The sequence below is a fragment of the Rhodopila sp. genome (genome assembly GCF_035548235.1).
In the GTDB taxonomy this organism is placed as follows: domain Bacteria; phylum Pseudomonadota; class Alphaproteobacteria; order Acetobacterales; family Acetobacteraceae; genus Rhodopila.
This window is the reverse complement of sequence record NZ_DASZTJ010000162.1, coordinates 1-10,344: the sequence shown is the minus strand read 5'-3', so window position 1 is coordinate 10,344 and position 10,344 is coordinate 1. Positions and strand designations below refer to the sequence as shown.

Below are 10,344 nucleotides of genomic sequence, written 5' to 3'. Positions count from 1 at the left end.
CAGGCTGACGGCGTCGACGACCACGCGGGCCGGTCCCTGCTCGATCACCAGGTCGTCGGGCTGGGTCTGGTCGTCCAGCTCGAACTTGTACTGGAAGCCGCTGCAGCCGCCCGCCAGCACGGCGATGCGCAGCGCGGTGTCCTGGGCGGCCTTGCTCTCAGCCACGATCTCGGCAATCCGAGCGGCGGCCCGGTCGGTGACGGCGAACTGTTCCATGCGGGTAAGATAGGTGAAGCCGCATCGGATTTGAAGCGGGCCAGTTCCGCGTATAGTCTGTGGCTCCATGTATTCCCCGCCATCCCCGGCGCGTTTCGCCGTCTCCGCCGCCACTGCGCGCGGTCGGCTCTATCCGGAACCGGAGGCGGAGACCCGCTCCCCCTGGCAGCGCGACCGGGACCGGATCATCCATTCCTCGGCCTTCCGCAAGCTGCAGTACAAGACCCAGGTCTTCGTCAACCATGAGGGTGATTTCTACCGCACCCGCCTGACCCACAGCATCGAGGTGGCGCAGATCGCCCGGTCCCTGGCGCGCGCGCTGGGCCTGGACGAGGACCTGACCGAAGCCCTGGCGCTGGCGCACGACCTGGGCCACCCGCCCTTCGGCCATGCCGGGGAGGAAGCCCTGAACGTCGTGATGAAGCCGTTCGGCGGCTTCGACCACAATGCCCAAAGTCTGCGGATCGTGACGCTGCTGGAAAGCCGCTACGCCGCCTGGGACGGGCTGAACCTGACATGGGAGACGCTGGAGGGCCTGGTCAAGCACAACGGCCCGCTGCGCAGCCCGCCGCATTACATCGCCGAATACGACGCGCGCTATCGCCTCGACCTGGGCACGCAGCCCAGCGCCGAGGCGCAGGTCGCCGCCATCGCCGACGACGTCGCCTATCACAGCCACGACATCGACGACGGCCTGCGCGCCCGCTTGTTCTCGATCGAGGACCTCCGGCATCTGCCGGTGGTGGGCGAGGCGCTGGCCGCCGCCCGCATGGCCAGCCTGGACGTGCCGCCGCCGCGGCTGCGGCACGAGATGCTGCGGCGGGTGATCAACGCCATGGCGATGGACCTGATCGCCGAGAGCAACCGGCGGCTGGCGAAGCTGGACCCGACGGGCCCGGACGCGGTGCGGCGGCACAAGCACCGCGTCGTCGATTTCAGCCCGCCGATGGCCGAGGCGAACCGCGCGATCAAGGAGTTCCTGTTCGCGCGGATGTACCGGCACTGGCGGGTGAACCGGATGACGGCGAAGGCCAAGCGCCTGGTCGAGGACCTGTTCCGCCTGCTGCACGCAGACCCGTCGATGCTGCCGGACGACTGGCGCGCCAGGGCCGGGGAACCGGGCGGCACGCAGCGCGCGGCGACGACCGTCGCCGATTACATCGCCGGCATGACCGATCGGTTCGCGATGGATGAGCACCGGCGGCTGACGGACATCGCCGTCAACCTGTAGCGTCTCGTTTCACGCAGGTTTCTTCCGGCGGTGCATTCTTCGTGTTGGCAACGATCGCGGCTTGCTGTTACATAACGACATGGACGATCATTCCGCTGTCGCGCCCCGTCCCACGCTGAAGCCGCTGCCGATGGTGATCTTCAGCTCCCGCTGGCTGCAGGCGCCGCTTTATGTCGGCCTGATCGTGGCCCAGGCCGTCTATGTCTTCCTGTTCCTGAAGGAACTCTGGCACCTGGTGTCGGAGGCGATCAGTTTTTCCGAACAGGAGATCATGCTCGTCGTGCTCGGCCTGATCGATGTCGTAATGATCTCGAATCTTTTGACAATGGTCATTGTCGGTGGATACGAAACGTTCGTCGGGCGGCTCTACCTGAAGAACCATCCGGACGAACCGGAATGGCTCAGCCACGTCAACGCCGGCGTGCTGAAGGTGAAGCTGGCCAGCGCGATCATCGGCATCTCCTCGATCAGCCTGCTGCGCACGTTCATCGAGGCGAGCACGCTGGGAACGGACCGCGCGGCGGTCACGTCCCAGGGCGTGCTGTGGCAGACGATCATCCACACCATCTTCCTGGTATCGGCGCTCGCGCTCGCGCTGATCGAGAAGATCGGGCAGGGCGTCGATCATCCGCCGCATCCGCCGCATTAGGCGGGTTCCCCCTGGTTATCCGCGCCTTTGGTGCTTTCCCGCCGCACGCCGTGGAGTGCCGGAACAAGCCCGCCGGCCCACCACGCACGGACGGGCGATCAGGTATCCGCCAGCGCCTTCAGCATCGCGTCCCGGCCGGCCGTGTCGCCCGGCGCATGCACCGGCTGGATCGCGACATGCGTGGCGCCGGCGGCAAAATGGGCGCGCAGGCCTTCCTTGACCTTCTCGGCCGGCCCCCACAGCACCATCTGGTCGATGAACGCGTCGGAACCGCTGTTGGACAGGTCGGCCTCGGTGAAACCCATCTCCAGCCAGGCGTTGCGGTAGTTGTCCAGCACCAGGTAGCGCGACAGTTCTTCCCGCCCCAACGCCCGCGCCTTCGCCGAATCGGTTTCGATCGTAACCTTCTGCTCGACCGCCAGCCATTTCCCAGACCCGAGGAGCTTCGCCGCGGCCGCGGTATGTTTCGGGATCGTGTTGTACGGCAGCGCGCCCTGCGTCATCTCGGCCGACAGTTTCAGCATCAGCGGCCGCAGCGCGGCCAGCGCGATCGGCCAGTCCGACGCGCCGGCCTGGTCCTTCATGATCCCGTTCAGATAGCGCCGCATCGCCGGGATCGGCTTTTCGTAGACATGGCCCCGCACGCCCTCGACCATCGGCATGTGGCTGACGCCCAAGCCCAGGATGAAGCGCTGGCCATACAGCTCGTTCAGGCTGATCATCCCGCGCCGCGCGGTGAACGCGTCGCGCGCGTAGATCGACGCGATCGAGCTGCCCAGCTTCAGCGTCTTCGTCTGCCCCAGCATGAACCCCGCGACCGAGAACGACTCGTAGCCCCGCGATTCCGGATACCAGAGCGTATCGTAGCCCAGTCCTTCGACCGTCTTGACGAACGCCGCCATCGCCGCCGGCGAGGCATGTTTGTCGGCGCTGTACCAGGCGCCAAGCCGTCCAAGCTTCATGTGCTGCCCCTTTCAGATCACCTTCGCCGCCTTCAGCGCGGCGATGTCCGCCTGGGTATAGCCGAGTTCGCCGAGGACCTCACCCGTGTGCTGGCTGAACCGCGGCGGCGGCCGGTCGACCCGGGGTCCGTCATGCGCGAAGCGGAAGGCGGCGACGGGAACAGTGGCCTTGCCGGGGATGCCGGGCGCGTCTTCGTGGGTGTGCAGCAGGTTGCGGGCGGCGATCTGCGGATCGGCCAGCGCCTCGCCCATCGTGCGCACGCGGGACGCGGGAACGTGACGGGCCTGGAACCATTCCTCCCATTCCGCGGCGGGCCGCGTGAGCAACACGGCGGCCAGCGTGTCGTGCTCGCGCTGGAAGTCTTCCTCGCGCTCGTCGTTGGTGCGCTTGATCAGGTCCGGCCGCTCCAGCACCGTCCATAGCCGCTTCTGCTGGCGCAGGTTGGAGGCGCCGAGCATGACCATGCCGTCGGCGGTGGGGTAGGCCATGGAGGTGGCGTGCGGCATCCGGTTGCCGTTCGGCTTCGGATGCTTGCCGTTGCGCATATAGCCGGTGACGTGGCTGGCCATCAGGATCATCGCGACGTCGAGCATCGCCATGTCGATGCGCTGGCCCTGCCCGGTGCGCTCGCGTTGGAACAGGGCGGCGGACAGCGCATAGGCGCCCATCGTGCCGGTTGCGTAATCGATGGCCGGCGCCCCGATCTTGATCGGGTTCACCGCCGGCGTGCCGGTCATCGCCATGATGCCGGACGTCGACTGGATCACGTGGTCGTACGCCGTGCGCTCCCGCTTCGGGCCGGTCTGCCCGAATGCCGAGAACGACGCATAGATCAGCTTGGGGTTGATCTTGCGCAGGTCCTCATACCCCAGCCCCAGCGCCTCGAACGCGCCGGGCCGGTAGTTCTCGACCAGCACATCGGCGGTGGCGACCAGTTTCTTCAGGATCTCGCGCCCCTGCTCGGTCTTCAGGTTCAGGGTGATGGCGCGCTTGTTGGAGCCTTGGGTCAGGAACCCGGTGCCCATGCCGGCGTGGTTGAGGTCGTTGTCGCTGCCGGTATCGCGGGATTGGTCGGGATCGTCCGGATGCTCGACCTTGATGACGTCCGCTCCCATGAGGCCAAGCTGATAGGCGGCGAACGGGCCGGCGAGGACATGGGTGATGTCGATGATCCGGATGCCTTCGAACGGGCGCATCTTGGTTTCCCCTCGGTGATGGTTGGCCGAAGGGTGCGGCGATCGGGACGGGGCGTCAAATGAACCGCCCCGCCCGCATCGCGATTGGCACGCTCCGAAGCTGCCTCGGTCAGGTCCCCGCGGCCGCGGCGTGCTGCGCCGCCATCTCGACGTCGAGGGCCGTGATGCGCTGGAAGGCCGGGCGGTTGGTGATCGACGCCGCATAGCGCGTGAACACGTCCGTCTTGGGCACGAGGCCGAACATCATCGTCCAGTTGAGCGCGATGCCCCAGAGGATGTCGGCCGCCGTCAGCCGATCCCCGAGAATGTAGGGACCCTTGGCGAGCTGTGCTTCCAGCGCGCCCAGCATCGTATCGTAATCGGAATAGGGTGACTGCGTCGGCGGCGCAGGCGTGTGCTGCAGGAATTTGTCCATCAGCGCCGGTTCGAAGGTGGTGCCGTAATAGGCGATCCAGCGCAGGTACGGCCCTCGCTTCGCATCGTCGAGCGCGGGTGTCAGCCCTGCCGCCGGGAACAGGTCGGCGAGATAGATGAAGATCGCCACCTGTTCGGTCACCAATTCCCCGCGATGGCGGACCGCCGGTACTTTCCCCAGGGGATTGATGGCGAGATAGGCCGGCTGGCGCTGCTCGCCCGCTTTCATGTTGAGGACATGGAGGTCGTACGGGGCCCCAAGTTCCTCGAGCAGCACGCGCGCGCCGGTGGCTCTGGTCTGCGGGGCGTAATACAGGGTGATCCGGTCGTCGCTGGTCATCGGCAAAGTCTCCCCTTCGATCTGTCAGGCGGCGGCAGTCTAACGCCCCATACCTGACATCCGGTGTCAGGTATGGTTGAAAGCGCCATGCGTGCAAGCCGGCTGCTGTCGATCCTTACCACCCTGCAGGCGCGGGAGCGTATCACCGCGGCTGAACTCGCGGCGTCCTGCGAAGTGTCGCTGCGCACCATCTACCGGGACGTCGATGCGCTCTCGGCCGCCGGCATCCCGATCTATGCGGACCGCGGCGCCGAAGGCGGCTACCGTCTTCTCGACGGGTACCGCGTACGGCTGAACGGGCTGTCGCCGTCCGAGGCCGAGGCGATGTTCATGGCCGCGCTGCCGGGCCCGGCGGCCGATCTCGGACTGGATGGGGCCATGATGGTGGCGCAGACCAAGCTGATGGCGGCGCTTCCCACGAATCTGCGGGACCATGCGCGCCGCCTGCGGGCGCGGTTCCATCTCGACGCGCCGGCCTGGTTCAGCCAGGCGGAACAGCCGCCGCACCTGCGCGCCATCGCCGGCGCACTTTTGCGCGAGACCTTGATCGAGATCCGCTACCAGAGCTGGAAGGCCGAGAAGCACCGGCGCGTGGCGCCGCTGGGCCTGGTTCTGAAGGGCGGCAACTGGTACCTCGCCGGCTGCGTCGACGGCAGCGTGCGCACCTATCGCGTGGCGCGGGTGCTGGCGTGTGCCGTGCTGGACGAGACGTTCGATCGGCCGGCGGATTTCGACCTCGTCGCGTATTGGCAGACGGCGACGCGGCGGCTGGAGGCCGAGTTGCATCCGAACCGCGCCAGCCTGCGCGTGTCCCCGCTTGGAGTGAAGCTGCTCGAGATCCTGAGCCAACCCTCGGTGAAGGCCGAGACGCATGTGTCGGAGGAAGCGGACGAAGACGGTTGGCGGATCGCCGTGGTGCCGGTCGGGACGTCGCTTCAGCACGCGGCGTCCGACCTGTTGCGCCTGGGACCGGAGGCGGAAGTGCTGGACCCGCCGGACCTGCGGCAAAGGATGGCCGAACTGAGCCAGGCCATGGCCCGGCGTTATCGGACCGCGGCCGGGCGGCGCGACGCCTGACCTGGTCAGGCTTCCGATGCGGGCCGGCGGTCCAGCAGCGCCAGGGCCGGGGCGATCACGCCTTCCAGCAATGCCTTCTCCGGCCGGACGCGGGCCAGCACGCGGACGCCCATCAGCACGCCCAGCAGGTGCTGCCCCAGGGTTTCCGCGGTCAGCGACCGGGTGATCGTGCCGTCCGCCTGCCCGGCCTCCACGGTGCGGCGGAAGAACGTCTCGATGCGAGTCAGCATGGCGGCGACAACTTGTTGCAGGTCCGGATCATGCGGCGCGACGTCGAGCGCCGCGTTCACCAGCATGCAGCCCCTGTGTTCGGGGTCGTAGAGCGAACGCGAGAGGATCTCCTCGAAGAACACGCCGATCGCCCGGCGCGGCGGGAGCTGTTCACAGCGCCTGATGCGGTTGGCGATGCTGTCCTCGACATAATGGTCGAGCGCCTTCTGATAGAGCGTCCGCTTGTCGCCGAAGGCGTTGTAGAGGCTGGCGCCGGTGATGCCTGTCTTCTCGATCAGGTCGCGGACGGATGTCGCTTCGTAGCCGCGGCTCCAGAAACATCCCGCCGCCGCGTCCAGCACGGTCGCTTCATCGAATTCCCGAGGTCTTGCCATACAATCGTCCGTCTTCGCGTCAGGGCCGCGATATAACCACCGCGCGGGCGTCTTGCCATTTCCTTTTGCCTGCCGCATTCTAGAACGGTCGAACCAAAATGCAACGTCCGCGGCCCCCGCCGCCGACGGGCGCCGCATCGGCTATCGCCATCGTTGTGCCGCGAAGGAGAGGAACATGATCCGGTTCTATTTTCATCCCACGCCGAACCCGGCGAAGGTCTCGCTGTTTCTTGCGGAAACCGGGCTTCCGTATGAGGTGGTCCCGATCGACACCGGCAAGGGCCAGCAGCACACGCCGGCTTTCCGCGCCATCAACCCGAACGGCAAAGTGCCCGCGATCGTCGACACCGACGGCCCCGGCGGCAAGGAAGCCAGGGTCTTCGATTCCACCGCGATCCTGCTCTATCTCGCCGAGAAGACCGGCAAGTTCCTCGGCGCGCCCGAGGACCGGCCGGAGCTGCTGTCCTGGCTGATGTTCATCGCCTCGGGGCTGGGGCCGTTCTCGGGCCAGGCGGTGCATTTCCAGCACGCCGCGCCGGCGGGGCTGGACTATGCCGTGAACCGGTACCGGCGTGAGGCCGACCGGCACTACCAGGTGCTGAACGATCACCTTGAAGGCCGGGCGTGGATCGTCGGGAAGGACTACACCATCGCCGACATGTCGGCCTGGGGCTGGCTGGACCGCGCCGCCCGCGTGCGCAAGGGCGAGGACGATCCGCTGGGGGCGTATCCCAACCTCAAGCGCCTGTTCCAGGCCGTCGAGAGCCGGCCGGCCGCCGCGGTCGCACGCGGCATCGGCATGGACCACGACTTCAAGAAAGTCGTCGATGAAGAGACCAAGCGTTCGCTGTTCCCGTCGAACTATCCGTCCGCTGCGTGAAAGGGGCGGGGGGCCTCCGGCCCCCTTCGGGACCCTCCGCCGGGGTCCCCGATCGACTTTTCGCCCTCGATTGGCGATCCTCCGTCCCAAACACAGCCGGGAGTTCTGAACATGGCCGACTCAGCCGAATACGTGCCGCCGAAGGTCTGGACCTGGAACAAGGCCAATGGTGGCCGCTTCGCGAACATCAACCGCCCGATCGCCGGGCCGACGCATGACAAGGACCTTCCGGTCGGGCGTCATCCGCTGCAGCTCTATTCGCTTGGCACGCCCAACGGCGTCAAAGTCACCATCATGCTCGAAGAACTTCTCGCGCTCGGCCACAAAGGGGCGGAATACGACGCCTGGCTGATCCGGATCGGGGATGGCGATCAGTTCGGCAGCGGTTTCGTTGCGATCAATCCGAACTCCAAGATCCCGGCGCTGCTGGACCGCAGCGGCCCGAAGCCGATCCGGGTGTTCGAGTCCGGCGCGATCCTGACCTACCTCGCCGAGAAGTTCGGCGCGTTCCTGCCGACGGAACCCGCGGCGCGTGCCGAGTGCTTCTCCTGGCTGTTCTGGCAGATGGGCAGCGCGCCTTACCTGGGCGGCGGGTTCGGCCATTTCTATGCCTATGCGCCGATCAAGATCGAATACGCGATCGATCGTTTCGCCATGGAGGTGAAACGGCAGCTCGACGTGCTGAACCGTCGCCTGGCGGAGAGCCCTTATCTCGCGGGCAACGATTATACGATCGCGGATATGGCGGTGTTTCCGTGGTACGGCGGGCTGGTGAAGGGCTGGCTGTATGGCGGGGCCGAGTTCCTGTCGGTCCAGGAATACGAGCACGTCCAGCGCTGGGCCGACAAGATCCTGGCGCGGCCGACGGTGCAGCGGGGCCGGATGGTGAACCGCGTCCAGGGCGAGCCGTCGAGCCAGTTGCACGAACGGCACGATGCCGGCGACTTCGAAACGAAAACGCAGGACAAGATCGCCCCGGCGGGTTGAGCGCCGAGGCGTTTCCTGGGGTCATGGCCGGGACTTGGCGCCATGGGGTCGGCCATGTCATGACGCGATCGCAAAGGCCGGCCGCGGGGATCAAGGCCGCATCTTGAAATGCGCCGGTCCCGGCGTACGCAGCGGCGCGGCCATGGTAGCGAACTCGCACAGCAGCCGTCGCGTGTCGCGGGGGTCGATGATTTCGTCCACCCAGAACGCCTCCGCCGTGCGGAACGGGGACCGCAGCGCGTTCAGGCGCTTTTCGATCTCCGCCATCGTCGCCGCCGGATCGGCGGCGGCGTCCAGTTCCGCGCGATAGGCGGCCTCCACGCCGCCTTCCAGCGGCAGCGACCCCCAGCGCGCCGATGGCCAGGCATAGCGGATGCATTGCCGGTTCTGCGGCTGGTGCGCGCCGCCGCCGACGCCGTAGACGTTGCGCACCAGGACGCTGCACCAGGGGACCCGGGACTGCGACACCGCGGCGATGGCGCGTGCGCCCAGGCGGATGACGCCGGACGTCTCGGCCGCCAGACCGACCTGGAAGCCGGGGCAGTCCACCAGATGCACGACCGGCAGGTGGAACGTTTCCGCCGTATCGACGAAGCGTATGACTTTTTCGCAGACATCCGCGTCCCATGCGCCGCCGCCGAACAGCGGATCGCCCGCCATCAGCGCCACCGGCCAGCCGTCCAGGCGCGCATAGCCCGTGATCAGCGCGCGGCCGAAACGATGGCCGACCTCGAAGAAAGAGCCCTTGTCGACCACCGTCTTGATGATCCGGCGCATGTGGTACGCGTGGCGCGGACTGTTCGGGATCGCCGACACCAGCCACTCGTCGCGCCGGTCCGCCGGGTCCCACCCCGTCTGCCGCGGCGGCAGGTCCCAGATCGAGTTCGGCATGTACGACAGGAACTTCCGCGCGCAGTCGAACGCTTCTTCCTCGGTGTCCGCGGCGTGGTCGACGCCGCCGGCGGCGGTCTGCACCTCCCACCCGCCGAGTTCCTGCTTGGTGCGCGGCTCGCCCAGCCGTTCGACCACCGGCGGTCCGGCGACGAACACGGCGGAGATGTCCTTGACGATCACGGAATAATGGCTGGTGACCAGCCGAGCGGCGCCCAATCCGGCGACGGAGCCGAGACCAAGGGCGACGACGGGGACCTCGGCGAGGTTGTCGACGCAAAGATACAGGCCGGAGCTGGTGCCGATCCCGCCGGGCAGGTTCGCGCGGCCGGTGGTTTCGATCGTGCGCACCGATCCGCCGCCGCCGGAACCCTCCAGTAGCCGGATCAGCGGCATGCGGTAGCTGTTGGCCATGGTTTCCGACATCAGCATCTTCGCCCAGATCGCGGCATCGGCCGATCCGCCGCGGATGGTGAAGTCGTCGCCGGCGATCACCACCGGCCGGCCGTCGACCTTGCCGCGGCCGAAGACGCAGTTGGCGGGCAGGAACGCCTTGATGCCGCCGTCCTCGTCATAGGTCGCCTTGCCGGCGATCGCGCCGATCTCGTGGAACGTGCCCTCGTCCAGCATGGATGTGATGCGCTCGCGCACCGTCAGCCGGCCGCCATCGTGCTGGCGCTTGACGCGCTCCGAACCGCCCATCTGGTGCGCAAGCCGGATGCGTTCCTGCAATTCGTCGAGCGCGGGTTGCCAGTTCGCGGGGACCATCTCCATGTCGGCTGAACTCCGGATTTCTTGGGACGTTGGCTGGATGGTCCCAGCCTCCGGGCCGATCGGCAAGGCCGCAGAGGGGGAGGCGCAGAGGGGGGGGGCGTTGACGGACGGGCCGGGGACG

11 protein-coding genes are annotated in these 10,344 nt (G+C 67.3%); 5 read left to right on the top strand and 6 right to left on the bottom strand.

Annotation, left to right across the window (positions count from 1 at the left end; genetic code table 11):
• Positions 1-216 (bottom strand): HesB/IscA family protein (locus VHB27_RS13490; RefSeq protein WP_325601217.1); only part of this gene is annotated, 216 nt, incomplete at its 3' end.
• A gap of 67 nt (positions 217-283) precedes the next feature.
• On the opposite strand from VHB27_RS13490, the gene VHB27_RS13485 reads away from it, so the two are divergent.
• The gene (locus VHB27_RS13485) at positions 284-1,447 is read left to right on the top strand and encodes a deoxyguanosinetriphosphate triphosphohydrolase (protein WP_325601215.1); all 1,164 of its coding nucleotides are present in this window, start codon (positions 284-286) and stop codon (positions 1,445-1,447) included.
• A gap of 61 nt (positions 1,448-1,508) precedes the next feature.
• Positions 1,509-2,096 (top strand): TIGR00645 family protein, encoded by a 588-nt coding sequence (locus VHB27_RS13480; RefSeq protein ID WP_325601213.1) that lies wholly within the window; start codon positions 1,509-1,511, stop codon positions 2,094-2,096.
• 98 nt (positions 2,097-2,194) lie between these two features.
• Here VHB27_RS13480 and VHB27_RS13475 read toward each other — a convergent pair whose 3' ends face one another.
• The 3 genes from VHB27_RS13475 to VHB27_RS13465 all read right to left on the bottom strand — a co-directional run bounded on the left by VHB27_RS13475 (position 2,195) and on the right by VHB27_RS13465 (position 5,009).
• Positions 2,195-3,058, bottom strand: coding sequence for a TIGR03620 family F420-dependent LLM class oxidoreductase (locus tag VHB27_RS13475; protein ID WP_325601211.1), 864 nt, complete (start codon positions 3,056-3,058; stop codon positions 2,195-2,197).
• Positions 3,059-3,070: 12 nt separating this feature from the next.
• Positions 3,071-4,255 carry a CaiB/BaiF CoA transferase family protein gene (locus VHB27_RS13470; protein ID WP_325601209.1) on the bottom strand — a complete coding sequence of 395 codons (1,185 nt, stop codon included), beginning with the start codon at positions 4,253-4,255 and terminating at the stop codon, positions 3,071-3,073.
• Positions 4,256-4,364: 109 nt separating this feature from the next.
• Positions 4,365-5,009: a glutathione S-transferase family protein gene (locus tag VHB27_RS13465; RefSeq protein ID WP_325601207.1), complete on the bottom strand. Its 645-nt coding sequence runs from the start codon at positions 5,007-5,009 to the stop codon at positions 4,365-4,367.
• A gap of 87 nt (positions 5,010-5,096) precedes the next feature.
• Between VHB27_RS13465 and VHB27_RS13460 the strand changes: the two genes are divergently transcribed.
• The gene (locus tag VHB27_RS13460) at positions 5,097-6,086 is read left to right on the top strand and encodes a helix-turn-helix transcriptional regulator (RefSeq protein ID WP_325601205.1); all 990 of its coding nucleotides are present in this window, start codon (positions 5,097-5,099) and stop codon (positions 6,084-6,086) included.
• A 5-nt stretch (positions 6,087-6,091) separates the two neighbouring features.
• Here the strand turns inward: VHB27_RS13460 and VHB27_RS13455 are convergent, their stop codons facing one another.
• Positions 6,092-6,691 (bottom strand): TetR/AcrR family transcriptional regulator, encoded by a 600-nt coding sequence (locus VHB27_RS13455; protein WP_325601203.1) that lies wholly within the window; start codon positions 6,689-6,691, stop codon positions 6,092-6,094.
• A 175-nt stretch (positions 6,692-6,866) separates the two neighbouring features.
• Between VHB27_RS13455 and VHB27_RS13450 the strand changes: the two genes are divergently transcribed.
• Both VHB27_RS13450 and yghU read left to right on the top strand, forming a co-directional pair.
• Positions 6,867-7,571 carry a glutathione S-transferase family protein gene (locus VHB27_RS13450; protein WP_325601201.1) on the top strand — a complete coding sequence of 235 codons (705 nt, stop codon included), beginning with the start codon at positions 6,867-6,869 and terminating at the stop codon, positions 7,569-7,571.
• Positions 7,572-7,682: 111 nt separating this feature from the next.
• Complete coding sequence (gene yghU, locus VHB27_RS13445; protein WP_325601199.1) at positions 7,683-8,558, top strand: glutathione-dependent disulfide-bond oxidoreductase; 876 nt, start codon at positions 7,683-7,685, stop codon at positions 8,556-8,558.
• Positions 8,559-8,648: 90 nt separating this feature from the next.
• Here the strand turns inward: yghU and VHB27_RS13440 are convergent, their stop codons facing one another.
• A complete protein-coding gene (locus tag VHB27_RS13440; RefSeq protein WP_325601197.1) occupies positions 8,649-10,223 on the bottom strand; it encodes an acyl-CoA carboxylase subunit beta in 1,575 nt (524 codons plus the stop codon).
• Positions 10,224-10,344: the final 121 nt, after the last annotated feature.

Excerpts from the sequence above, each read along its gene's own strand:
- VHB27_RS13485 (WP_325601215.1), top strand. The coding sequence starts at position 284 with ATGTATTCCCCGCCATCCCCGGCGCGTTTCGCCGTCTCCGCCGCCACT.
- VHB27_RS13475 (WP_325601211.1), bottom strand. The coding sequence starts at position 3,058 with ATGAAGCTTGGACGGCTTGGCGCCTGGTACAGCGCCGACAAACATGCC.
- VHB27_RS13470 (WP_325601209.1), bottom strand. The coding sequence starts at position 4,255 with ATGCGCCCGTTCGAAGGCATCCGGATCATCGACATCACCCATGTCCTC.
- VHB27_RS13465 (WP_325601207.1), bottom strand. The coding sequence starts at position 5,009 with ATGACCAGCGACGACCGGATCACCCTGTATTACGCCCCGCAGACCAGA.
- VHB27_RS13460 (WP_325601205.1), top strand. The coding sequence starts at position 5,097 with ATGCGTGCAAGCCGGCTGCTGTCGATCCTTACCACCCTGCAGGCGCGG.
- VHB27_RS13455 (WP_325601203.1), bottom strand. The coding sequence starts at position 6,691 with ATGGCAAGACCTCGGGAATTCGATGAAGCGACCGTGCTGGACGCGGCG.
- VHB27_RS13450 (WP_325601201.1), top strand. The coding sequence starts at position 6,867 with ATGATCCGGTTCTATTTTCATCCCACGCCGAACCCGGCGAAGGTCTCG.
- yghU (WP_325601199.1), top strand. The coding sequence starts at position 7,683 with ATGGCCGACTCAGCCGAATACGTGCCGCCGAAGGTCTGGACCTGGAAC.
- VHB27_RS13440 (WP_325601197.1), bottom strand. The coding sequence starts at position 10,223 with ATGGAGATGGTCCCCGCGAACTGGCAACCCGCGCTCGACGAATTGCAG.